At 74.1% G+C, this 23952-nt stretch carries 14 protein-coding genes and 1 pseudogene; 4 read left to right on the top strand and 11 right to left on the bottom strand.

Annotated features, from left to right (window positions below):
* Positions 1 to 69 precede the first annotated feature (69 nt).
* Together LG396_RS37505 and LG396_RS37500 are read left to right on the top strand one after the other, a co-directional pair.
* A pseudogene (locus LG396_RS37505) lies at positions 70 to 1794 on the top strand (glycosyl hydrolase family 28-related protein); the annotation flags it as partial.
* 150 nt (positions 1795 to 1944) lie between these two features.
* Positions 1945 to 3042 carry a glycoside hydrolase family 71/99 protein gene (locus tag LG396_RS37500; RefSeq protein WP_225798124.1) on the top strand — a complete coding sequence of 366 codons (1098 nt, stop codon included), beginning with the start codon at positions 1945 to 1947 and terminating at the stop codon, positions 3040 to 3042.
* Positions 3043 to 3078: 36 nt separating this feature from the next.
* Here the strand turns inward: LG396_RS37500 and LG396_RS37495 are convergent, their stop codons facing one another.
* Positions 3079 to 5193 carry a DNA gyrase/topoisomerase IV subunit B gene (locus tag LG396_RS37495; protein WP_037745202.1) on the bottom strand — a complete coding sequence of 705 codons (2115 nt, stop codon included), beginning with the start codon at positions 5191 to 5193 and terminating at the stop codon, positions 3079 to 3081.
* A gap of 432 nt (positions 5194 to 5625) precedes the next feature.
* Between LG396_RS37495 and LG396_RS37490 the strand changes: the two genes are divergently transcribed.
* The gene (locus tag LG396_RS37490; protein ID WP_018838129.1) at positions 5626 to 5856 is read left to right on the top strand and encodes a DUF7455 domain-containing protein; all 231 of its coding nucleotides are present in this window, start codon (positions 5626 to 5628) and stop codon (positions 5854 to 5856) included.
* Positions 5857 to 6032: 176 nt separating this feature from the next.
* Here the strand turns inward: LG396_RS37490 and LG396_RS37485 are convergent, their stop codons facing one another.
* The 9 genes from LG396_RS37485 to LG396_RS37445 form a co-directional block, all read right to left on the bottom strand.
* Entirely contained in the window at positions 6033 to 6875 is an 843-nt protein-coding gene (locus LG396_RS37485) for a S1 family peptidase (RefSeq protein WP_225798123.1), read from the bottom strand.
* 186 nt (positions 6876 to 7061) lie between these two features.
* Entirely contained in the window at positions 7062 to 9383 is a 2322-nt protein-coding gene (locus tag LG396_RS37480; protein ID WP_225798122.1) for a protein kinase family protein, read from the bottom strand.
* Positions 9384 to 9417: 34 nt separating this feature from the next.
* On the bottom strand, positions 9418 to 10371 hold the full coding sequence (locus LG396_RS37475; RefSeq protein ID WP_225798121.1) for a patatin-like phospholipase family protein: 954 nt from the start codon (positions 10369 to 10371) through the stop codon (positions 9418 to 9420).
* Between the two features lie 287 nt (positions 10372 to 10658).
* Positions 10659 to 12248 carry an RNA polymerase sigma factor gene (locus LG396_RS37470; protein WP_078536593.1) on the bottom strand — a complete coding sequence of 530 codons (1590 nt, stop codon included), beginning with the start codon at positions 12246 to 12248 and terminating at the stop codon, positions 10659 to 10661.
* A gap of 692 nt (positions 12249 to 12940) precedes the next feature.
* On the bottom strand, positions 12941 to 13945 hold the full coding sequence (locus LG396_RS37465) for a FadR/GntR family transcriptional regulator (protein WP_308190162.1): 1005 nt from the start codon (positions 13943 to 13945) through the stop codon (positions 12941 to 12943).
* Positions 13946 to 14012: 67 nt separating this feature from the next.
* Positions 14013 to 15950 carry an ATP-binding cassette domain-containing protein gene (locus tag LG396_RS37460; RefSeq protein ID WP_225798119.1) on the bottom strand — a complete coding sequence of 646 codons (1938 nt, stop codon included), beginning with the start codon at positions 15948 to 15950 and terminating at the stop codon, positions 14013 to 14015.
* 203 nt (positions 15951 to 16153) lie between these two features.
* The gene (locus LG396_RS37455) at positions 16154 to 16909 is read right to left on the bottom strand and encodes an NUDIX hydrolase (protein WP_018838123.1); all 756 of its coding nucleotides are present in this window, start codon (positions 16907 to 16909) and stop codon (positions 16154 to 16156) included.
* Between the two features lie 76 nt (positions 16910 to 16985).
* Positions 16986 to 19154 carry a glycogen debranching N-terminal domain-containing protein gene (locus tag LG396_RS37450; protein WP_225798126.1) on the bottom strand — a complete coding sequence of 723 codons (2169 nt, stop codon included), beginning with the start codon at positions 19152 to 19154 and terminating at the stop codon, positions 16986 to 16988.
* 210 nt (positions 19155 to 19364) lie between these two features.
* On the bottom strand, positions 19365 to 20663 hold the full coding sequence (locus tag LG396_RS37445; RefSeq protein WP_225798118.1) for a DUF4192 domain-containing protein: 1299 nt from the start codon (positions 20661 to 20663) through the stop codon (positions 19365 to 19367).
* Positions 20664 to 20860: 197 nt separating this feature from the next.
* Between LG396_RS37445 and LG396_RS37440 the strand changes: the two genes are divergently transcribed.
* Positions 20861 to 21730 carry an SAM-dependent methyltransferase gene (locus LG396_RS37440; RefSeq protein WP_225798117.1) on the top strand — a complete coding sequence of 290 codons (870 nt, stop codon included), beginning with the start codon at positions 20861 to 20863 and terminating at the stop codon, positions 21728 to 21730.
* 42 nt (positions 21731 to 21772) lie between these two features.
* Here the strand turns inward: LG396_RS37440 and LG396_RS37435 are convergent, their stop codons facing one another.
* Positions 21773 to 23932 (bottom strand): RecQ family ATP-dependent DNA helicase, encoded by a 2160-nt coding sequence (locus LG396_RS37435; protein WP_225798116.1) that lies wholly within the window; start codon positions 23930 to 23932, stop codon positions 21773 to 21775.
* Between the last annotated feature and the right edge of the window lie 20 nt (positions 23933 to 23952).

The following is a 23952-nucleotide window of genomic DNA, read 5'->3' as shown; positions in this document are numbered from 1 at the left end:
CGGCCGCCCCCGCCCGCCCGCCCCCCCGGCTCCCCACCCCCCACCCACCCCCCACGGGAAAGGTTCGCCATGCGCAAAGCACGCACAGGAAGGATCACGCTGGCCGCGTCCGTGGCCGCCGCCGCGGCGCTCGTCGCCGTGCCCGGCGGCGCCCACGGCGCGCCGGAGGCGGGCGCCGACCTGCCGTTCGTCTCGATCGAGGCGGAGGCGGCCGACACCAACGGCAGCCCCGTCGGCCCCGACTACACCCAGGGCACCCTGGCCTCGGAGTCCTCCGGTCGCCAGGCGGTGGAACTCGACGCCCAGGGCGAGTACGTCGAGTTCACGCTCACCGCGCCGGCCAACGCCGTCAACGTCGCGTACAGCGTGCCCGACGGCAAGTCCGGCAGCCTGGCCGTCTACGCCAACGGCACCAAGCTGGACGCGCCGCTCGCCGTCACCTCCAAGTACTCCTACATGGACACGCCCTGGATCCCGGGCGCCAAGACCCACCACCTGCTGGACAACTCCCGCGTCCTCCTCGGGCAGGACCTGAAGGCGGGCGACACCGTGCGGCTGCAGGCCGACGACCTCGCCGGCGGCCCGTACACCGTGGACGTCGCCGACTTCGAGCAGGTCGCCGCGCCCGCGGAGCAGCCCGCCGGCTCGGTCTCCGTCGTCGACAAGGGCGCCGACCCGACCGGTGCGGCGGACTCCGCGGAGGCGTTCCGCGCGGCCGTCGCCGAGGCGAAGGGCGGCGGCACGGTGTGGATCCCGCCGGGCGACTTCAAGGTCGGCTCGGAGCTGTCCGGCGTCGAGAACGTCACGCTCAAGGGCGCGGGATCCTGGCACTCCGTGGTCCGCAGCTCCCGCTTCGTCAACCAGTCGGGCTCGGCGGGCAACGCGCACCTCGCCGACTTCGCCGTCATCGGCGAGGTCACCGAGCGCGTCGACGGCAACCCGGACAACTTCGTCAACGGCAGCCTCGGCGCCGGCTCCACCGTCTCCGGGATGTGGCTCCAGCACCTGAAGGTCGGGCTCTGGCTGACCGGCACCAACGACGGCCTGGTGGTCGAGGACAGCCGCTTCCTCGACATGGCGGCCGACGGCCTGAACCTCAACGGCAGCGCCAAGGGCGTGCAGGTGCGCAACAACTTCCTGCGCAACACCGGCGACGACGCGCTCGCCATGTGGTCGCTGAACGCGCCGGACGTGGACTCCACCTTCGCGGACAACACCATCTCGCAGCCCAACCTCGCCAACGGCATCGCGATCTACGGCGGCACCGACATCACCGTCGAGAACAACCGCATCCTGGACACCAACGCCCTGGGCAGCGGCATCGCGATCTCCAACCAGAAGTTCCTGGACCCGTTCCATCCGCTGGCGGGCACCATCACCGTCGCGGGGAACGAGCTGGTGCGTACCGGCGCGATGAACCCCAACTGGAACCACCCGATGGGCGCGCTGCGCGTCGACTCCTACGACAGCGCCATCGAGGCGGACGTGAACATCACGGACACCGTCGTCACCGACAGCCCGTGGAGCGCCTTCGAGTTCGTCTCCGGCGGCGGTACGGGCAAGGCCGTGCAGAACGTCACGATCGACGGCGCCACCGTGGACGGCGTCGGCAGCGTCGTCGTGCAGGCCGAGACCCAGGGCGGGGTGACCGCCGGCAACGTCACCGCGACGGACGTCGGCGTGGCCGGCGTCTACAACTGCCCGTACCCGGAGGGCAGCGGCACCTTCACACTGACCGACGGCGGCGGCAACTCCGGCTGGGACACCGAGTGGGAGGACTGCTCGGCCTGGCCCGGCCAGGACTGACCCGCTCCCCCGGGGCACAGCGCCACCCGCACCGCCGCACGGCAGCAGGAGCACCACACGGCACAGCGGTCCACTCGTCCGGGCTCCCGGCCCACCCCCACGGGCCGGGAGCCCGTCCCCCATGAGAGGAGCACCACCGTGACCACCCGAAGAGCCTTCCTCGCCGGCGCCGCGGGCGCCGGCCTCGCCGCGGCGGGCGGCCTGCCCGCCGGCCGTGCGGCAGCCGCCGCACCCGCCGCCGGGACGCGCGCGGCCGCCGCCGCCGAGCCGTCCCCGTACGTGCACGCCTTCTACTACTCCTGGTACGGAAACCCCGACCACCACGGCTCGTGGGTGCACTGGCAGCAGGGCGGGCACACCCCGCCCGACGACATCGGCGCCGACTTCTACCCCGTCCTCGGCGCGTACGACTCCGGCGACTACGACGGCGCCGTCGCCCAGCACATGGCCTGGGCGCGGCAGGCCGGCATCGGCGTGCTGGCGTACAGCTGGTGGGGCCGCGGCGGCTACGAGGACCGGCTGGCGGCCGGCGTGCTGGACGCGGCGGCGGCCGAGGGGCTGCAGATCGCCTGGCACATCGAGCCCTACTCGGGGCGCGACGGGGCGTCGGTCGTCGACGACGTGGCGTACCTGGAGGAGGCGTACGGCGACCACCCCGCCTACCACCGGGCCGCGGACCGGGGCGGGCGCTGCGCGTACTACGTCTTCAACAGCCTGAACACCACCGACTGGGCGCCCATCGCGGAGATCCGGGACAGCGCCCTGGTGATGGCGCAGACGACGGACGTCTCACGCGTCGAGCACTTCGGCGGCATCTACACCTACGACGCCATCGCCGGCGCGAACGACCCGGACTGGGCGGGCGTCGCGGCGTGGTGCCGCGCGAACGACTACGTGTGGGCGCCGTCCATCGGCCCCGGCTACCTCGACGACCGCGCGGTGCCGGGCAACACCTCGCCGACCGTGGACCGCGCGGACGGCGAGGTGTACGACCGCAGCTGGGGCTACGTGCTGGACCCGGAGAAGGGCGGGCCGGCGGACTGGGTGACGCTCACGTCGTTCAACGAGTGGCACGAGGGCAGCCAGCTGGAGCCGGCCTCCTCCGCGCCGCCGCTGCCGGTCTACGTCACCTTCGAGGGCGCCTACGGGCGTACGGGCGCGGCCGCCGAGACCGCGTACCTGGACCGGACCCGGCACTGGGTGACCGAGTTCGAGGCGGCGTCCGGCCGGGGCTGAGCGCCCCGGGCCCCGGCCGGACCGCCCGGCCGGGGCTCAGGTGTCGATACGCGAACGGTCCAAGGTGGCCGCCGAGTTGGTGATGAACTCCTTGCGGGGGGCGACCTCGTTGCCCATCAGGAGGTTGAACACCTGCTCGGCGGCCTCCAGGTCGCTGATGTTGATCCGCCGCAGCGTGCGGTACCGCGGGTCCATCGTGGTCTCCGCGAGCTGGTCGGCGTCCATCTCGCCGAGGCCCTTGTAGCGCTGGATGGAGTCCTTGAACCGCGTGCCCTTGCGCTGCAGGTCGAGCAGGGTCTCGCGCAGCTCGGTGTCCGAGTACGTGTAGATGTACTTGTCCTGGCCCTTCTTGGGCTGGACCAGCTCGATGCGGTGCAGCGGCGGCACCGCGGAGAAGACCCGGCCCTCCTCGACCATCGGGCGCATGTAGCGCTGGAAGAGCGTGAGCAGCAGGGTGCGGATGTGCGCGCCGTCGACGTCCGCGTCGGCGAGGAAGATCACCTTGCCGTAGCGGGCCTGGTCGATGTCGAACGTCCGCCCCGATCCGGCCCCTATCACCTGGATGATCGCGCTGCACTCGGCGTTCTTCAGCATGTCCGCGACGGACGCCTTCTGCACGTTGAGGATCTTGCCGCGGATCGGCAGCAGGGCCTGGAACTCGGAGTTGCGCGCGAGCTTGGCCGTGCCCAGCGCGGAGTCGCCCTCGACGATGAACAGCTCGGAGCGCTCCACGTCGTCGCTGCGGCAGTCCGCGAGCTTGGCGGGCAGCGAGGAGGACTCCAGCGCCGTCTTGCGGCGCTGCGCCTCCTTGTGCTGCCGGGCGGCGATGCGCGTACGGGCCGCGGCCACGGCCTTCTCCAGCACCGCCCGCGCCTGCTGCTTGGCGTCCCGCTTGGTGGACGTCAGGAACGCCTTCAGCTCCTTGGCGACGACCTGCGCGACGATCCGGGAGGCCGCCGAGGTGCCCAGCACCTCCTTGGTCTGCCCCTCGAACTGCGGCTCCGCGAGCCGGACCGTGACCACCGCGGTCAGGCCCTCCAGCGCGTCGTCCTTGACGACGTCGTCCTCGGCGACGCGCAGCAGCTTCAGGCTGCGCAGGGCGTCGTTGACGGTGCGGGTCAGGGAGCGCTCGAAGCCGGCGACGTGGGTGCCGCCCTTGGGGGTGGCGATGATGTTGACGAACGAGCGGATCGTGGTGTCGTACCCGGTGCCCCAGCGCAGCGCGATGTCGACGCCGAGGTCGCGGGTGACCTCGGTGGGCGTCATGTGCCCGCGGTCGTCGAGCACCGGGACGGTCTCCTTGAACGTCCCCTGGCCCGACAGCCGCAGCACGTCGCAGACCGGGCGGTCGGGGGCCAGGAACTCGCAGAACTCGCTGATGCCGCCGTCGTAGCGGAAGGTCTCGGTGGTGTGCCCGGCCTTGTCGGCGGAGCGCTCGTCGCGCACCACGAGCGTGAGGCCGGGCACGAGGAAGGCGGTCTGCCGGGCGCGCGCGTGCAGGTCGTCGAGCGACAGCTCGGCGTCCTTGAGGAAGATCTGCTTGTCCGGCCAGAAGCGGACGCGGGTGCCGGTCCTGGTCTTGGGGATCTTCTTGCCCTTGACCAGCCCGCTGGACGGCTCGAAGGGGGCGTCGGCGCCCTGGCCCGAGAACTGGCCGGGGACGCCGCGCCGGAAGCTCATCGCGTGCGTCCTGCTGGAGAGGTCGACCTCGACATCGAGCCGGGCGGACAGCGCGTTGACCACGGAGGCGCCGACGCCGTGCAGGCCGCCGGAGGCGGCGTAAGCGCCGCCTCCGAACTTGCCGCCGGCGTGCAGCTTGGTCATGACCACCTCGACGCCGGACAGCCCGGTCTTGGGCTCGACGTCGACGGGGATGCCGCGGCCGTCGTCGCCGACCTGCACGGAGCCGTCGGCGGCGAGCAGGACGTCGATGTTCCGGCAGTACCCGCCCAGGGCCTCGTCGACGGAGTTGTCGATGATCTCCCACAGGCAGTGCATGAGGCCGCGGCTGTCGGTGGAGCCGATGTACATGCCGGGACGCTTGCGGACTGCCTCCAGGCCCTCCAGGACGAGCAGGTGCCGCGCGGTGTAGTTGGAGCCGTCGCGCTCGGCGGCGGCCAGCACGGACGGCACGGACGTGTCGGCGGTCACTCAGTTCGCTCCTCGCTGAATTCGGGCCCGGGTGGCGGTGGCGGGCCTCATCTGCCGGTCAGAGGGTACCGAGGCTCTATAGAGCCGGTACGCAGCCACCCGCATGTGACTCGATACTAGTCCCGCTTCGAGCGCGTGTTCGATCCCTCGGAGGGGTGATTCGTTTATCACGTTCCCTTACGCGCATGAACCATTTAGGCTCCGGGCACGTCCTCATGAACAACCGGCAACCCAGCCGGGGAGGTCAAAAAGGCCCAAAGGCGCTCAATACGGCACAAGCACGACTGGCACTACGGCTCATCCGCCGCCACCTGGCGACATCGGGCCTGGTGACGAAGGCTTTCCCGATCCGGAGCCACGAGCGGGAACGTTTTCGGCCTGGTTGGATGTTGACCCTGGTACGACAGCTCGTCGAGCTAGAGAAGAGGCGACGTGACTACTGTTCTGACTCCCGCAAGCCCGCTGACGGCCGCCGACCGGTGCGACCGCTGCGGAGCCCAGGCCTACCTGCGCGTTGTCCTGACGAGCGGTGGCGACCTGCTCTTCTGTGCGCACCACGGCCGTAAGTTCGAGCCGGAGCTCAAGAAGATCGCTGCCGAGATACAGGACGAGACGGAGCGGCTCCAGGCCACTCCGGCGTCGGCAAACGCCGACGAACGCTGACGCGCCGACGTCAGCCCGACGAGCCTCGTGCGGCCCCCGGGCCGGATTCAGGCGGTCATTCCCACTGGGGATGGCCGCCTCGTCGGTTTCCGGGGCGGTACGGGCCCGTACGGCGGCTTCGCCGCGGCCCTGTCCGGCAGCACGCCGTACGGGCGCCCGGGCGGGCTCTGTGCTCCTCAGGACCCCTTGCCGGGCCTGTGTGCCATGACCGTCTCCACGGCCGCGGAGACCCGCGTGTAGACGCCCGGACGGCCCTTCTCTCCGCAGCCCCCGCCCCACGAGACCAGGCCCACCAGCCGCCCGCGTACGACCAGCGGGCCGCCGCTGTCGCCCTGGCAGGCGTCCGGGCCGCCGCGCATCAGCCCCGCGCAGACCATCGACGCCGCGACGTAGCGGCCCTCGGGACTCCCCGGGTACGCGCGCTCGCAGACGGTGTCCGGCAGCACCTCGACGTCCGCGGCGTGCAGCGTCGTGGGGTAGCGGGCGCTCCCGTCGGTGGCCCCCCAGCCGTAGACGCGGGCCGGCGAGCCCGGCTCGTACGCCGGGTCGTCCGCCTTCTTCGCCAGCTTGAGGAACCGCGCCGCCTCGGCCGGGCGCTTCAGGCGCAGCACGGCGACGTCGCCGGCGTTGGTCCAGCCGTCGTAGTCGGGGTTCACCCACACCCGCTCGATGGCGAGCTCCTTGCCCTCGGTGCTCGCCAGGTCGCCCCGGCCGGCCACGACGCTCAGATCGCCGACCTTGCTCCAGTGCACCCCGAGCGTCTCCTCGGCAAGGCAGTGCGCGGCCGTCAGTACCACCTGCTCGGACACCAGCACACCCGCGCAGAACTGTCCCGACCGCTCCTCGCCGAAGAGCTTCTTGCTGGTCAGCGCGACCGTCCAGGGACTGTCCTCGATGCCCACCGGCTTCCCCCCGACCACCACACCGTCCGCCGCCGCGGGCGGGGCCTGACCGAGCACGGCCGGGGGCAGCAGCACCGCGACGGCGGCGGCGAATATCGAGCGAAGACGCAGGCGCATGGGGTCTCCCTGACGGCGTGAGGCTTGGGCGTCGTGCACTCAGCCTCCGGCAGCGGGGCGCGGGCCGCACTCGGTCACGCCGCGGGCGGGACCCCGGACAACCCGCCCGACCTGCGGCGACGCAGGTCGGGCGGGCGTGGCATCCGAACTACCCGCGGCTCCCGGGAGCCGCCCGGGGGACCGCGGTCACGGCGTCGCCGGTGCGGCCGCCGGGGCGGACGTCACCGCCGGTGCCGCCGTCGCCGCGGGGACCGGCAGGTGGCGCAGCCGTTCGGAGGCGAGGCAGGCACGGGTCAGGATGGTGCGCACCTCGTCGGCGGCGCTGCCGCTGCACCTGGCGATGTAGAAGATCACCACGTTGATGGCGGCCACGGAGCCGGCGTAGATGTACACGTCCTTCGCGGTGCCCGCGTAGATCGACAGCCCGATGCCCCAGCAGGCCACGCTGTAGAAGCCGGCCGTCAGCGTCCAGCTGTAGAGCGCGTCGAGGCCGGCGATCCGGCCCTGCGGCACCGTCCCCAGTTGCCTGGCGCGCGCTTCGGCGATGGCGGCGCGGGCGAAGATCAGGCAGGCGGCGTTGCACAGCGCGGTGGACAGGATGCCGATCGCGGTGCAGATGGGCCACCAGTCGCGGTGGAACAGCGTGGTCGACAGCACCAGCACGGCGGGGATGAGCGTGAACAGCCGCATCGAGACCTCGGCCAGGAGGGCCCGCCGGCTCAGCCGCCCCTGCCCCCGGCCCGCGACCAGCGGGGTGAGGCCGGCGAAGAGGTTCTGGTAGTACCGGGCGCCGGCCAGCAGGAAGCTCATACCGACCAGCCGCACCGGGGCGTTGGCGGAGTTGTCGGGGATGGTGTAGCCGTCCAGCCGCAGCCCGTCGAGCAGCGGAAGCTCCTGTTCGCCCGCGCTGTTGGTGCGCTGCAGCAGGGTGACGTAGTTGTTGCCCCAGTCCCAGTCGAGGTCGCGCAGCCAGTACGTGATGACGACCCAGGCGGCGACGTACCAGGCCGCGGCCGACAGCCAGGAGAAGAACAGCAGCCACCGCACGTGCATGCCGCGGTGCGGGTCGTGGTACAGCGACTGGGTGCGCCGGATCCGCCACATCTGGAGCTGCTGCCGCGGCGCCCCGGCGAGCGGCGTGTACAGCCGGACGAAGCGGGTGCCGGCGCTCTGCGCGCGGGTCGCCTCGACGGCCGCCAGCTCCTCCTCGTAGAAGTGCAGCAACTGGGGATAGAGCCGCTCCCCCGGCGTCGGCCGGAAGAGCAGCAGCCGGTTCTCCGGGACCCGGTCGGTGAGGTCCTCGACGAAGCGGGCCAGCAGGGGCGTCTCCGCGTAGAAGGCGTCGGGTACGGTCACGGCGCTCACGCCGGCCGCGGCCGTCTCGCGGTGCCCGCCGCCGATCGCGACGAGGAGCTGCCCGACGGCGTACAGGTCGGCCTGCCGCGGGTCGACCACCATGGTCTCGCTGCGCACCTCGGGCGCCACGAACGCCGCGTCGGGGCCGCCGGAGCCGGGGACGGTGTGGGAGTACAGGTAGTTGACGCCGAGGTCGATGAGGACGAAGCGGTGGTCCCCCGCGCCCGTACCGCCGCCCGGTCCCGAACCCGGGCCGCTGAGGATGATGTTGGACGGGGAGAGGTCGCCGTGACGCAGGCCGCACCGGTCGAGTTCGTCCAGCACCCCCAGCAGCCGGGGGCCGAGGTCGCGCAGCAGGTCGAGCCGTATGCGCGGGCTGGCCTGCTGGCGGCTCAGATACTCGGCGAGGGTTTCGCCGGGCACGAAGTCCATGAGGATCCACCGCCCGCTGCTCGCCCACGCGCGGGCCAGCGGTAGCGCCTCCGTCACCGCGTCCTCCCCCGCGCGCACGTCGCCGTAGGAGGAGCGGTAGTCGCGGGTGGCCCGGACGATGGTCGGCACCCGCAGGTAGGGGTAGACGATGCACTTGAGGGCGAACGGGATGCGCCGCCCGTGCGCCTGGCGCAGCGGGAGTCCGGTCAGGATGAACGACGTGGTGCCGTGGCGGTGGAAGCGCAGCGTCCCGGCGTCGACGTCGCGCCACGCGTCGAGCGTCGCGGCGTCCCCGTCCGCGCTGCCCTCCACGTCGGGGATCGGGACGTCGGGCGCGTACAGCGTCCGGATCGCCTCCCGCACCGCCGGGTCCTCGACCGCCGGCACGCACAGGGCCGCGCAGTCGTGCGGCGTGCGCTCACCCTGGTCGTAGCGGCGCTGGTAGGAGTGGGCCAGCGACACCAGGGTGAGGAGGAGCAGGCCGAGGTATCCGCCGACCGCCCGGAACTCGCTGCGAAACGGCTCCGGGCGGGTGGCGAATTCCGTACGCCAGCGGGTCAGCTGTTCGATGACCGTTTCCCACGACTGCTCGAACTCGCCGCTGAAACTGTGCGCCTCGAACGGCAGGGCGAAAAGGACCCGGCTCCAGTCCTCCGGGCCCCACTCGCATAACGCGGTCTCTTCCCGGGTCGCCGAACCGGCCGCGCCCTGCGCGGGCACAGCCGGGGATAAGGCGCGGATGATGGCGCGGAGATTACGCGCGCTGCCGGTTGTTGGCATCGTCCTTCGTCACGATGGTCAGTTGGGGTACGGCGCGAATACGGCCGTTCCTTATCAGCTCGGGGTCTTTGCCCTCGACTGCGCAGTACATCACCTCGTACCCGCCGCGGGCACCGCCGAGGATCCGGCCGGGGTCCAGCTCGTGCCGCTTGACCTGCGGCATCCACGACAGCGGCGCGATGTCGAGCACGTACGGGGCGTCCCCAGGCTCGGTCATCCGCCGCTGCAGCATGGTGCGCTCGTCCCGGTAGCCGGTGATGGCCTCGCCGTAGCCCCGGCCGAGTCCGTCGCGGATGCGGTCGAGGTGGCGGATCGCCCAGCGCTGCGAGACCGACAGCTTCTGTGCGGGCGGCTGGATGGGGCGGGTGCTCAGGGACAGCACGTGCGTGCAGCCGTCCGCCAGCGCCAGCTTGTACGGGTGCGGGGTGAGGACGCCGCCGTCGACCGCCCTGGAGCCGCGGAAGTCGGCCGTGCCGCGCAGCGCGACGGGCAGCCAGGCGCTGGCGACGAGGGCGGCGCGCAGGTCCGCGCGCGAGGTGAAGTCGGTGACGGCCTCGGTGCGGATCTCGTCGACGAGGGTGACGGCGACGTGGAGCCTGGTCGGGGAGGCGATGACCTTCTCGTACCCGAGCGGCTTGACGTTGTCGACGACCTCGAACGCGTAGTCCAGGTCCATGATGCGGCCGCGCAGCGCGCGGCGGAAGTCGACGAACGTCCGGGTGGCGAGGTCGTCGTAGTAGATCGAAAGCCAATACCACGTCTCGCCGTTGAGGAAGTAGGCGCTGTTGATGGCACCGGAAGAAGCGGAATATATGGTGTCGAACGCCTGATTGAGCCCGGAGTCCTCAAGGGCGCAGAGCATGGCGGCCGAGACGACTCCGCGGATGCCGCCCCCCTCGACGGCCAGCCCGATCTTGAGGTCGTCCACGGGCTTGTCGTGCGTATGTCCCTTTTCCCGGCGACGGCGTAAGGCAGTCAGCACAGGATGGTCCGCGTGCCACGGCATGGCACTGCTCATGAGTCATGTCCTCCCTGGGCATCCGAGATTGTCATGCCCGGCAAGTGGCGTCAATTCCCGGAGAGTTCACGGATACATACTGCCTTCTGCACGTATCGCGGACACGGCGGGCGGCGGTGTGCGCCGGCGTGCGCCGGGCGGAGAAATACGCCCCCGACCCGCGGCACGGCAGGTCGGGGGCGTGGAAGCCGCTCGGCTCAGTCGAGGTAGTCGCGCAGCACCTGGGAGCGCGACGGGTGGCGCAGCTTCGACATGGTCTTCGACTCGATCTGGCGGATGCGCTCGCGCGTGACGCCGTACACCTTGCCGATCTCGTCCAGGGTCTTGGGCTGCCCGTCGGTGAGCCCGAAGCGCATGGAGACCACGCCCGCCTCACGCTCGGAGAGCGTGTCGAGGACGGAGTGCAGCTGCTCCTGCAGCAGGGTGAAGCTGACCGCGTCGGCCGGGACGACCGCCTCGGAGTCCTCGATGAGGTCGCCGAACTCGCTGTCGCCGTCCTCGCCCAGCGGGGTGTGCAGGGAGATGGGCTCGCGGCCGTACTTCTGGACCTCGATGACCTTCTCCGGGGTCATGTCCAGCTCCTTGGCCAGCTCCTCCGGGGTGGGCTCGCGGCCCAGGTCCTGGAGCATCTGGCGCTGCACGCGGGCCAGCTTGTTGATGACCTCGACCATGTGCACCGGGATGCGGATGGTGCGGGCCTGGTCGGCCATCGCGCGGGTGATCGCCTGCCGGATCCACCAGGTGGCGTACGTGGAGAACTTGTAGCCCTTGGTGTAGTCGAACTTCTCGACGGCGCGGATCAGACCGAGGTTGCCCTCCTGGATGAGGTCCAGGAAGAGCATGCCGCGGCCCGTGTAGCGCTTGGCCAGCGAGACCACGAGGCGGAGGTTGGCCTCCAGCAGGTGGTTCTTGGCGCGGCGGCCGTCCTCGGCGATGATCTCCAGCTCGCGGCGGAGCTTGGGCGCCAGCTTGTCGGCGGCGGCGAGCTTGTCCTCGGCGAAGAGGCCGGCCTCGATGCGCTTGGCGAGCTCCACCTCCTGCTCGGCGTTGAGCAGGGGGACCTTGCCGATCTGCTTCAGGTAGTCCTTGACCGGGTCGGCGGTGGCACCGGCAGCGGCGACCTGCTGGGCGGGGGCGTCGTCCTCGTCCTCGTCGGAGAGCACGAACCCCTCGGCCTCGGCCTCGGCGGGCGGCTCCTCCTTCTCCAGGGAGCCGTCCTCCGGGCCGTCGGGGCCGGACGCGCCGTCCTTGCCCGCGGCCTTCTTGCCGGCCGCCTTCTTGGCCGGGGCCTTCTTCGCCGCGGTCTTCCTGGCGGCCGCCTTCTTGGCGGTGGTCTTCTTGGCGGCGGCCTTCTTCTCCGGCTCGTCCGCCGGGTCGCCCAGGCCCGCGGGCACCGGATCGTCCATGGGGGCCTCCTGGACCGCGTGCGCCGTGGCCGTGGCCGTCGGCTTCTTCGTCGCGGTCTTGGCGGGGACGGCTTGCTTGGCGACCGCCTTGGTGGCGGTCCGTTTCGCCGGGGTCTTCGCCGGCACGCTCTTGCGGGTGCGCTTGGGCGCCTCTGCGGCACTGACCATCAGTGTCACACCCTCCTCTTCGAGGATCTGATTGAGGCTGCGCAGGACGCTCTTCCACTGGGTGGGCGGAATCTGGTCAACCTCAAAGGCACGACGCACGTCATCACCGGCGATCTGCCCTTCGGCCTTCCCCCGCTCGATGAGTGCCATCACGGACTCAGCTTCGGCGATCTCCGGGGGGAGCGTACGGGATGTGCTGGCCGACACGAACAACCTCTCGAAACGATGGGAACGACCGGTGGCGGGGATGGACCACCGGCGTAGAGGCGGAACCGCGATACGTGCGCCACCACCTCTTAGGTCATCGCGCCTTCCCGCACAGCGTTACGCCCAATCCACGTGGCCCAGGTCACAATCTACCGCCACCGGCCGTGCCGCACGAAAGCCGCCCGGGGTCCGCCCGCCCGTCCGGGCGCCCGGAGGGCGTGCGGACGCCCGGGTGGAGCGCGCCGCACGCCCGCTGTCCGGCGGTTGTGCGCCGGGGGCGCGGGGCGCGTGGGGTGGTGGGGGCCGGTGCGGCCTTTCGGGCGCCGCGGACACCCGAGCGGGTGGTCCTGCGGGGTTCCGGGGCCCTCGGGGGCGGGTGGATGGCTGCCGGGGCTCCCCATGGTTGCGGGGCGGGTGTCGCGGTACGTATCCGGGCGGCTGCCCACCGTGCGCTCCCGTGCCCGTCCGGGGGTGTCCCGGGTCCGGGCGGCACCGCGGCGGCCGGCGGGGCCGGGCGGCCTGCGGGGTCGGCCGGCCGGTGTGCGGTCGGCTGGGGGCGGGGCGGCCCGCGGTCGGCAGGGCCCGCCCGCGGGCGGCCGGAGCACGGCGCCGCCGTCCCCTGGTCGGGGCCGGCGGCGGTGTCGGTGCTCGTACCGACGGGGCGCGCGGGGCCGGGGCCTCGCGCCCGTACCCCGCCGTCAGTGCTCGCGCGGCGCCGGCACGACGCGGTCGCCCGCGCCGACCTCCGTGTGCACGCCGAGCAACTGCCGCATGGCCGACTCCGCGGCCGCGCCGTCCCCGCTGCCCAGCGCCTCCACGATGTGCACGTGGTGGGCGACGGCAGCCTCGCTCGGGCGGTCGCAGCCGCCGGCGGGGCCGCCGGAGACCTGCAGGGCTGCGGTGACCACGCCGGCCAGGTGCTCCAGCATCCGGTTCCCGGCGACCTGGAGGACCAGGGCGTGGAACTCGGCGTCGGCGCGGGCGAACGTGACCGTGTCGCCCTGCACCAGCGCGTGGTTCATGATCTCGGCCATGTCGGTCAGGCGCTGCTGGACGGCGCCGCGGCCGTGGCCGGCGGCGAGCCTGGCGGCCAGCGGCTCGATCGTCCAGCGCAGCTCGCACAGCTCCCGGCGCTGGTCCTCGCGCTGCGGGCCGAAGGCCCGCCACTCGATGATGTCCGGGTCGAGCAGGTTCCAGTCGCTGACCGGGCGGACCCGGGTGCCGACGTTGGGGCGGGCGCTGACGAGACCCTTGGCCTCCAGCACGCGCAGGGACTCGCGCACCACGGTGCGGGAGACCTCGAAGCGCTGCCCGATCTCCTCGGGCACGAGCGGACGGTCGGCACCCAGATCGCCCGAGACGATCATCTGGCCGAGCTGCTGGACGAGTTGGCCGTGGAGGCCGCGGCCCCGGCTGGTCGCCGCGCGGCGGCCGACGCGGCCGATCTCCGGCTCCCCGGAGTCCCAGGCGGGCGGGGCGGGGGCGGCGGGCGGCCCGGCGGGGCCGGGGGCGGCTGCCGGGGTGACGGGAGCGGCGGGGGCGGCGGCCGCGTGGCCGTCCGCGTACGGGTAGCGGTCCAGGTCCCCGTGGCTGGCGAAGCCGGACTCGGAGGAACGGGCCGTCATCATGGTCTGCGCAAGGGTACTCACGAAACCTTTGTCGGCGGACGTCCCGGCCGCCTTGAGGGCTTTGGTGAAAAGCACACGAAAGGGTGATCGCCCAGCGCCCCTCCATTGACGCCTTCCGGGCAGCAAAACGGTGGGAAACCGGCTATTCACCTGGCGAGTTGAAAACCTTCCGTACGAAACTCGGACACCCGCTCCGCTCCAGCACGCGCCCCAGGGAACGGGCGCGGCCCGCGGTCAGGACGTAGGCGCCGAGGAGGGCGCCGAGCGACAACACCAGCGCGTGTCCGAAGGGTTGGGCGGGCACCCCGAACACGCCCCCGAGGTGCAGTCCGCTGCCGGGCCGCGGGATGTGCAGTACCCGCATGAGCTGCAGCGGGAGTTCTCCGAGGCGGCGGACGGCACCGGTGTCGGCGAGCGCGTGGATGCCGGGGGCGACGGCGACGGGCACGGTCAGCACGGCGGCCAGCCCCAGCGACGCCGACGTGAACAGACCGGCGGCCAGCACCCCTGTCCAGGCACAGCCCACCGTCACGCCCGCCCAGCTCAGCAGCTGCAGACCGCCGTCCGCGGGCATGTCCACGACGTCGCCGAAGAGCACCAGCAGCGCCGTGGCGTCCGCGAGCAGCACCGCGGTGAAGAGCAGCAGCGCCACGGCCGTGCTCACGGCGAGCTTGGCGAAGAGCAGGCCGAGGCGGCGCGGCACGGCGCCGACGGCCGGGGTGAGCGAAGGGAAGCTGAACTCCTGGCCGAAGGCGTGGGCGCCGAGCAGGCCGGCGCCGATGGCGGCGGGCGGCAGCGGGAGGACCGGTGCCCAGCCGGTGAGCATGCGGACGGCGGGGGCGTCGGAGACGGCCGAGCCGCCGGCGGAGTGCGCGAGGAGCGCGGCGCCGGCGACGGAGACGGCGAGGGTGCCGGCGGCGGCGACGCGGGGCAGGCGGGAGCCGGAGGCGGCGCGGCGCAGCTCGTAGCGCAGGGGGTGGGCGGGGCCGGGGAGCCAGCGGCGGCGGAGCGGGCCGGCGAGGGGGCCGTCGTCGGGGGCGGGGCCGGGGGCGGCGTCGAGGGACGCGAGAGGAGCGGGGATGCGGGTTCCGGCGGGCGGGGTGTCGCCGGCGTCGGCGGGCCCGGCGGCGGTGTCAGTGCCGGGCTCTAGTGTGGCCGTGGCCGTGGCGGCCGGGGTGGCCGCGCCGGTCCCGGGGGCGGCGGTGAGGGCGGACTCGTGGGAGGAGTCGGTGAGTTGGTGGAGCAGGATGCCGTTGCGGTACGCGAGTTCGCCGACGGCCGCGCTGTCGGTCCCGTAGACGGCCAGGGCGCCGCCGTCGCGGCGTACCACCTCGATGCGGCGTTCCGGCGTGCTCGCCTGCCGCGTGAGATAGCTGGCGAACCGCTCGGACTGCGGCGTCCTGATGATGACGCAGGGGCGCAGCCGCAGCCGGGCGAAGTCGTCGGCCTCCTCGTCGGCGACGAGCCGCCCGGCCCGCAGCGTCAGCACCCGGTCGGCGAAGTGGGCGGCGACGCGGGGCTGGGCGGTGGCGAGCACGACGCAGACGCCGGCGGCGGCCAGCTCGCGCAGCAGGGCGTAGTAGAACGCCGCCTCGCGGCGGGGCAGGTCGCGTACGGGGTCGTCGAGCAGGAGGGAGTGCGGCTGGCCGAGGAGCGCGGTGGCGAGGCCGAGGCGGCGGTCCATGCTCAGGGAGAGGGCGTCGAGCCGGTCGTCGGCAAGTGCGTCGAGTCCGACGTGCGTGAGCAGGGCGTCGGCCCGGGCCGCGGGGACGCCCACGGCGGCGGCGAGCATGCGCAGGTGGGCGAGCACGGTGCGGGCGGGGTGGCCTGCGACGTCGCCGAGCACGGCGCCGACCTCGCGGGCGGGGGCGGTGAGCCGGCTGAGCGGGCGGCCGTCGTAGAGCGCGATGCCGCGGCCGCTGTCCAACTGGAGCATGAGGCGCAGCGCGGCGGTCTTGCCGGCGCCGGGTTCGCCGAGCAGCGCGGTGACGGTGCCCGCATCGGCCTCGAACGTGAGGTCGCGCACGGCCGGCGGACGGCCGCCGCGGGGCCTGCTCGTGAGTCCGACGGCCTGGATCACCGCACCTCCCGAAATCGGTTGATATCCGACATATAGGGATGATTGCGCAGGAGGTGCGCCGGGCGCGGGATTTCACTCGGGGCGCGGTGCGGCGTCGCGGATGTGTGCTCGTACGACTCGTATGTCCGGACGTGCGCACCTGGCGGACTGCCCCGAACCGCCTGCCCGGGAGAGGAGGTGGCGAGGGGACGCGAGCGCGGCGGTCAGACCTCGGGGCGCAGCATCGGGGGGTTGAGGATCGTGGCGCCGCCGGCCTGGAAGAGCTGCGCGGGACGGCCGCCCTGGCGGGTGGTCGTGCCACCGGTGGGCAGCAGGAAGCCGGGGGTGCCGGTGACCTTGCGGTGGAAGTTGCGCGGGTCGAGGGCGACACCCCACACCGCCTCGTAGACCCGGCGCAGCTCCCCGACCGTGAACTCCTGCGGGCAGAACGCCGTGGCCAGCGACGAGTACTCGATCTTCGACCGGGCCCGCTCCACGCCGTCGGCCAGGATCCGGCGGTGGTCGAAGGCCAGCGGCGGGTGCTCCTCGTCGTCGTCTGCGGGCCCGACGAGGGTCTCGACGGGTGCCCAGCGGGCGCCGCCGACGTCGCCGCCGGGGCGCGGCGCGGGGAGGTCCGGGGCCAGCACCAGGTGGGCGACGCTCACCACGCGCATCCGCGGGTCGCGCTTGGGATCGCCGTAGGTGGCGAGCTGTTCGAGGTGCGCGGCGTGCGCGGGAGTGTCCTCCTCCACCGGGCCGTGCGCGTGCAGGCCGGTCTCCTCGGCGAGTTCGCGGGCTGCCGCCTCGCTCAGGTCCTCCTCCTCGCGTACGAAGCCGCCGGGCAGCGCCCACCGGCCCTGGAAGGGGGCCTCGCCGCGGCGGACGATCAGGGCGCTCAGAGCGTGCCGGCGCACGGTGAGCACGACCAGGTCGACGGTCACGGCGAACGGCGGGTAGGCGGACGGCTCGTAGGGGGGCATGGCGGGGATCTTAGTCGTCTGCCTGACGATAATCAGGACTTCACGGGAGACGGGCCGGACGGACGGGGGCGGCTGTTCAGGAACCGAGTTGGAGCCCGGGGGCGGCCTCTTCCACGACGGCCAGACCGAGGCGGCTGACCCGTACGGCGAAGGGCTCGCCGGCCAGCCGCCAGCCCGTGAGCTGCACCGCGCCCAGCGGGGCGGTGCTCGGCGGGCGGGCGGAGACCGTGCCGGCCGGGACGTCGGGGACGACGCCGGCGAGCGCGGTGAGAACGTGCACGGCAGCGGCGGCCGCGACGGCGGACGGGCGGCAGGCGGCCGGGTGCGGAAGCGGGGCGCCGCCCGCGGTGCGCTGGTCGCCCGCGTACATCTCGGGGAGGCGGTGGCCGAAGTGGCCGGCGGCGTCCAGGAGTCCGCGCAGGAGGGCACCGGCCTCCTTCTCGTACCCGGCGGTGAAGAGGCCGGTGACGGCGGCCGCGGTCTCGTGGACGTGGACGGCGCCGGCGCGGTGGCCGAACGGGTTGAAGCCGGGCTCGGCGGCGCCGAGGCTGCGCAGGCCCCAGCCGGAGTCGAGGGCGGGGCCGCCGAGGAGGCGGGCCAGCTGGCCCGTCTGCGCCTTGTCGAGGAGGCCGGGCGCGCTGTCGGCGGCCGGGTGGCCGGCGGGGTCGCCGGTGGCGGTGGCGTCGGCGGGGCCGGGGCCGGGGGGTGCTGCGGGGCCGGGGGCGCCGACGAGGACGTCCGCCATGGCGGGCAGGAGGTGCGCGGCGGGGCTGCCCAGGTGGGTGAGCGGACGGCCGTCGGGGGAGAGCGCCGCCGCGGGCCTGCCGCCGGAGACGTCATCCGTCCAGAAGTCGGCGCGGAAGCGCTCGCGCAGCCCGGCGGCCCACTGCCGCCACTCGGCGGCACCGGTGCGGCCGCAGGCGTCGAGGAGTTCGGCGCCGAGGAGCGCGGCGCGGTGGGCGTGGGCCTGGGTCTCGCAGCGGTACGGGCCGCCGGGGGCGGGGTCGGGGACGTAGCCGCGGCCGTCCGCGGCGGCGCGCAGCCAGGCGAGGCAGCGCTCGGCGGCGGGCAGCAGCCCGTCGAGGTCCCGCTCCGGCAGCCCCCAGTGGCGGGCCTCCGCGAGCACGGCGGGGAAGAGGAGGGTGGCCTCGACCCCCGTGGCGGCCGGGGGCAGATGAGGGCCGGAGTCCCGCAGGGTGCCGGGCAGCCGGCCGGGGCCGGGAGCCTCCGCGGCGGGGGCCGCCGGCCAGGTGCGGGCGACGGCACGCAGGGTGCCGGCGGCCAGCCGCGTACCCAGCGGAAGGAGCATGCGGGCGGCCCAGAGCGCGTCGGCGGGAGCCAGCGCGCAGCGCCACGGCACCCCGGCGACGAGGTGGAGGTCGGCCGGCTCCGCGGGGTCACGCAGCAGCAGGGTCCGCAGGTCGTCGAGGGCGGTGTCCAGCAGCGGGGCGACCCCCGGGTCGTCGCCGGCCGCGGCGGCCGCCGGGGACCACGGCACGGGAGGCAGCTCCCGCGGCCCGGCCTGGTCCGTGCCGATCCGCAACTCCAGCGTGCGCGACCCGCCAGGGGCCAACTCCAGCTGCCACCGCAGCAGCCCGGCCGCGGCGATCACGTCGTCGGGCGGCGGCTCCGCACTCACCAGCGCCCCCACTCCGGGGGTCCCGCCCCCGCCCCCTCCCCCTCCGCCGTTTGCTTCCGTGCCGCGCGTACCGCCGCCGGTCGCGCCGCCGACGTGTGCGGTGCCGCCGCGGGCCGGGTCCGCGGTGGCTGTTCCCGCTCCCCCGCCGTCCCCGGGGCCGGTGTCCGGTTCCCGGCCGGCGTCCGCGGAGGCCGGGAGCGGGCGCCAGCGCAGGCCCGACTCATGGACGCTGGCCGGGACTTCGCGGCGGTCGTGGCCGGCGGCCACCGCGCCCAGCTCGGCCAGGTCCGTGCCCAGCTCGGCCTCCAGCGTCAGCCGCAGCACGCGCGTGGCGCTGCTGTGCAGCGTGATGCGCTCGACGCCGGCGGCGTGCCGCACCCGCTCCACGACCACGGCGGGGTCCGGCCCCGACTCCGCGCCGGTGCGCACGGTGCCCACGAAGCGCACCCGGTCCGCCCCCGCGGGCCGCCCCTGCACGGGCAGCGGCTCGACGCCGCCCACCCTCAGCCGCAGCCGCCCGACCAGCCGGCGCCCCGCCCGGTAGAACCCTTCGAGTCCGTGGCCGTCGAGCTGGCCGTGGCGGGCGGAGACGGCGAACGCCGGCATGGCGACGCAGACGAGCGCGTCGTGCGCGGGGCTCGGGACGGGTGGCCGCTGGTGCGGCGGCTTGAGGTTGGGAGACACGCGGCAGTCCTCTCGGGAAGCCGTGGACGGACGAGGCGGCGACCGGCCGCCGCCGTGAGAACGCCCCCGGGCCCCTCCAGGTCACGCCGCAGGACCCGCGGCTGCCCGTACCGCTCTCTCATCCCGCCATCGCTACTCCTTGCTCCGCACGTCGCGGCGCCGGGCGGTGCGGCGCGACGTGCGGCGGCCGGGCGGTCGGCGGGAGCCGCGGTTCGACGGCTGCGCCGGCGGCAGGCACAGCGGCCGCGCCCGCGGCCCGGCCGGCGCCGCCGCGGACGGCAGCGACCCCGGCAGCGCGGGCTGCACCGGCTGGGCGGCCTCCTCGGCGCGGCGCTGCCGGCGCAGGGAGCGCCGCAACGGCTCCGGGTCCAGGCCCTCGTTGACCGCCTGGTGGAGCAGCCGCGCGAACAGGTACTCCGGGTCGGACTCCAGCGCGCAGCCGAAGGCGACCCTGGCCGCCGCCTCGTCGCCGCTCGACCAGGCCACCCAGCCGGCGAGCGACAGCGGCGCCGCGGCGTGCTCGACATACGCACCGACGCAGCGGCGCGCCAGCGCCCGCCACAGCCGCAGCGCGCCCGTCGCTTCCGTTCCCTCCATCCGCTCGGCGGCGCGGTCGCGGGTGAGCCGGTCCTGGAGGCCGACGACGAGGGCGGCGCACTCGTCGTCGGTGAGCAGCGCGTCGTCCCGCGCGTCGGTGTCCGCCGCCGCCTCCCCCGCGGGCGGCGGAGCAGCGGTGAACCGGGCGATCAGCCGGTCGGTGAGCGCCACGGTCTCGGCGCGCACGGTCTCGCGGCCGGCCTGCTCCAGGATCCGCGGCACGAGCGCGCCGCCGGCCGCGTCGAGCGCGCGCGTCTGCCGGTCCGCGTCCGGGTGCCGGGGCGCGAGCCTGCCCGCGATCGCGCGCAGCGATCCGGGCCGCTGCACTCCCGCGTAGGCCGCGGCGGCCGCCATGGCGGAGCTGCCGGGCGGGGCCAGCTCCGTGCCCTGCGGCGGGCAGCAGCGCTCATCCGGGCAGAGGTAGGACCAGAAGCGTCCCGCGGAGATGCACAACGCCTCCACCACCGGCACCTCCAGGCGCCCGCAGGCGACGCGGAGGCGCTGGGCGAACGGCCGCAGCCGCTCCATCACCTCCCGCGGCTGCTCGCCCGCTCCGGGGTCCTGGCAGAGGAAGACGACGATGCCGTCCGGTTTGTCGCCCCGCTTCGCGCTGCCGTCGATGAGGCATTCCGCGAGCTGCGCGGCCACGTCCGGCCAGCCGTCGCGGTCCGGCGGGATGCCGAGCCGCAGCCGGCCGCCGAACCGCCCCCGCTCCCCGTGCAGCGCGGCGAGGACGACGCTGTCGTCCGGGTGGAAACCCATCAGGTACGGCAGGGCGTCCGCCAGCTCCGCGGGGCTGCCCAGCACGACCTGCGTTTCGTTGTGCGATGTCATGGCACGAGGGTTTCGTGTCGCCGGGAGATTCGCGACCCCTGTGGACAACCCCTGACCGGGCCATGCCATCACCCTCCCGGACCTGGGGAATCCGGCCAACCCGCGGGTTGGCCGGTTCGGTTCGGGCGCGGCGCCCGGGCGGCCTCTACGGTGACGCGAGGAAGGCGACGTACGCCGACACGAAGGGGCAACGCGCCATGGCATCCGACGCGCACGACAGCAACCTCGCTCCCCCGTCGCCGGAGGAGGTCGGCTCCGCATACGACAGGTTCGGCCCGCTGTACGACCTGACGCAGGGCACGTCCGCCATCCACGTGGGCCGCTGGTCGGCCGGTGGGACGGGCCTTCCCGCGACCACCCTCGGGGAACTGGCCGACCGGGCGATGGACCGGCAGACCGACTACTACATCGAGGCCCTGGCACCCGGCTCGACCGACCACGTCCTCGACGTCGGCAGCGGCACCGGCGGCCCCGCCGTGCGGCTGGCGGAGCGCACCGAAGCACGGGTCACGGGGATCACCGTCAGCGAGACGCAGGTCGCCCGCGCCCGGGAGCGGGCCACGGCCGCGTCGCTCGCGGACCGCGTGACGTTCGCCCTCGCCGACGTGCTGGAACTCCCCTACGAGGACGCTTCGTTCGACGTGGCGTGGGCGATCGACTCCTTCGCCCACATCGCCGACCGTCTGGGCGGACTGCGCCAGGTGTGGCGCGTGCTGCCGCGCGGCGGGCGGTTGCTGATGACGGAGTTCACCCGCCGCGGCGAACCGTCGCGCGCGCAGTTGGACACCTTCCGGCAGGTGTGGACGTCACCCCCGCCGCTGCCCCTGGCGGAGGGGGTGCGACTGGCGTGCGAGGCGGGCTTCGAGCTGGTCCGGCTGGAGAACCAGACCCACGACGTCCTCATGAACGCCGAGGTCATGACGGTCCTCTACCGGGACCACCACGACGAGATCCGGGAGCGCTACGGGCTGGAGACGACGGCTGCGATGGACGCGTCGATTCCGCTGTTCCGCACCTTCGTCCGCGACCACCTCGGCTACTTCCTCTACGTCCTGCGCAAGCCGTAGTCCGCCGCGCCCCGGGGTCCGCCGTGCCGGTCCCCCGCCGTCTCAGCCGCCGGCCGCGAGGACCAGCGGCAGCACCGCCTCGGCGCCGGCCCGGCGCAGCAGCCGGGCCGCGACGGCGAGGGTCCAGCCGGAGTCGGTGCAGTCGTCGACGAGGAGGACCGGCCCCGGCGTCTCGGCCAGTGCGGCGGCGAGGTCGCCGGAGACGGTGAAGGTGCCGGTCAGCGTGGCCAGCCGCTGTGCCGAGTTGCTGCGGCGCGCGGCGTGGCCGCCGTCCGGGTCCGCGTACGACAGTGTGCCGAGGTACGGCAGGCGCCCGACGGTCGCGATTCCCCGGGCGAGCGAGTCGACCAGCAGCGGCCGGGTCGTGGACGGCACGGCGACGACGCCCACCGGCCGCGCCGGGGCGTCCGCCCCGCCCGCCGCCCAGCCGCCCGGGGAGCGCGCCCAGTCGGCGAGGACGTCGACCGCGGCCCGCAGCACGTCGTCGGGGACGGGCGTGTCGGGGGCGTTCTGCGCGAGGAGCGGCCGCAGCCGGTTGCCCCAGCCGATGTCGGAGAGCCGCCCGAGGGCCCGGCCGGTGGCGGCCTGCTCGCCGGGCGGGATACGGCCCTTGAGGTCGATGCCGAGCGCTGCCATGCCGGTCGGCCACATGCGGCGCGGCTCGACCTCGGTCCCCGGCCGGTCCAGCTCCTTCTCCGCACCGGTCAGTGCCTCGGTCGAGACGCCCGCGTCGATCCACGCGCCGGCGCAGTTGTCGCAGCGTCCGCAGGGCGCCGCCCCTTCGTCGTCCAACTGCCCGCGCAGGAACTCCATGCGGCAGCCCGTCGTGCTCACGTAGTCCCGCATGGCCTGCTGTTCTGCGGTGCGCTGCCGCGCCACCCAGGCGTACCGCTCGGTGTCGTACTGCCATTCCCGGCCGGTGGCCGTCCAGCCGCCCTTGACCCGCCGGACCGCCCCGTCGACGTCGAGGACCTTGAGCATCGTCTCCAGCCGCGTACGCCTGAGGTCGACGGCGGCCTCCAGGGCGGGGACGGACAGCGGGCGGCCGGCGGCCGCCAGCGCGGCGAGGGTCTGGCGGACCAGCGCTTCGGGCGGGAAGGCGGTGTCGGCGAAGTAGCGCCAGATGGCCTCGTCCTCGCGGCCGGGCAGCAGCAGCACGTCGGCGTGGTCGACGCCGCGGCCGGCGCGGCCCACCTGCTGGTAGTACGCGATCGGGGACGACGGCGAGCCGAGGTGGACGACGAAGCCGAGGTCCGGCTTGTCGAAGCCCATGCCCAGCGCGGACGTCGCGACCAGCGCCTTGACCCGGTTCGCCAGCAGGTCCTCCTCCGCCTGCAGCCGGTCGGCGTTCTCCGTGCGCCCCGTGTACGAGGCGACGGGGAAGCCGCGCTGCCGCAGGAACGCGGCGGCTTCCTCGGCGGCGGCGACGGTGAGTGCGTAGACGATCCCGGAGCCCGGCAGCTCGCCCAGGTGCTCCGCGAGCCAGGCGAGGCGGTGCGCCGCGTCGGGCAGCCGGACCACGCCGAGCCGCAGGCTCTCCCGGTCCAGCGGGCCGCGCAGCACCAGGGCTTCTCCGCCGCCGGTGCCGAGCTGCTCGGCGACGTCGGCGGTCACGCGCGCGTTCGCCGTCGCGGTCGTCGCCAGCACGGGCACGCCCGCGGGCAGGTCGGCAAGCATGGCGCGCAGCCGCCGGTAGTCGGGGCGGAAGTCGTGGCCCCAGTCGGAGATGCAGTGCGCCTCGTCGACGACGAGCAGGCCGGTCGTGGCGGCCAGCTCGGGCAGCAGCCGCTCGCGGAAGTCCACGGAGTTCAGCCGCTCGGGGCTGACGAGGAGCACGTCGGTCTCCCCGCGCTCGACCTCCTCGTGGATGGCGCCCCACTCCTCCGGGTTGGCCGAGTTGATCGTGCGGGCGCGGATGCCGGCCCGCGCGGCGGCCTCGACCTGGTTGCGCATCAGCGCGAGCAGCGGCGAGACGATCACCGTGGGTCCCGCGCCACGGCGCCGCAGCAGCGCCGTGGCCACGAAATACACCGCCGACTTGCCCCAGCCGGTGCGCTGCACCACCAGAGCGCGGCGGCGCTCGCGCACCAGGGCGGCCACGGCCTGCCACTGGTCCTCCCGCAGCCGGGCCGGGCCGCCGGGGTCGCCGACGAGCCCGGCGAGAACGGCGTCGGCTTCGGCGCGCAGCTCCTGATCGTCCATGCCCCCATGCAACCCGATGG

Origin of the sequence: Streptomyces aculeolatus, assembly GCF_020400605.1 — a bacterium.
In the GTDB taxonomy this organism is placed as follows: domain Bacteria; phylum Actinomycetota; class Actinomycetes; order Streptomycetales; family Streptomycetaceae; genus Streptomyces; species Streptomyces aculeolatus.
Note: the sequence above shows the minus strand (reverse complement) of the source record. Positions and strands in the feature narration are given on the sequence as shown.

What these genes read in the sequence shown, in the direction of transcription:
- LG396_RS37485 (WP_225798123.1), bottom strand. Translation starts at nt 6,875, where the DNA reads ATGCGCCTGCGTCTTCGCTCGATATTCGCCGCCGCCGTCGCGGTGCTG.
- LG396_RS37455 (WP_018838123.1), bottom strand. Translation starts at nt 16,909, where the DNA reads ATGCCCCCCTACGAGCCGTCCGCCTACCCGCCGTTCGCCGTGACCGTC.
- LG396_RS37450 (WP_225798126.1), bottom strand. Translation starts at nt 19,154, where the DNA reads ATGCCGGCGTTCGCCGTCTCCGCCCGCCACGGCCAGCTCGACGGCCAC.
- LG396_RS37445 (WP_225798118.1), bottom strand. Translation starts at nt 20,663, where the DNA reads ATGACATCGCACAACGAAACGCAGGTCGTGCTGGGCAGCCCCGCGGAG.
- LG396_RS37440 (WP_225798117.1), top strand. Translation starts at nt 20,861, where the DNA reads ATGGCATCCGACGCGCACGACAGCAACCTCGCTCCCCCGTCGCCGGAG.
- LG396_RS37435 (WP_225798116.1), bottom strand. Translation starts at nt 23,932, where the DNA reads ATGGACGATCAGGAGCTGCGCGCCGAAGCCGACGCCGTTCTCGCCGGG.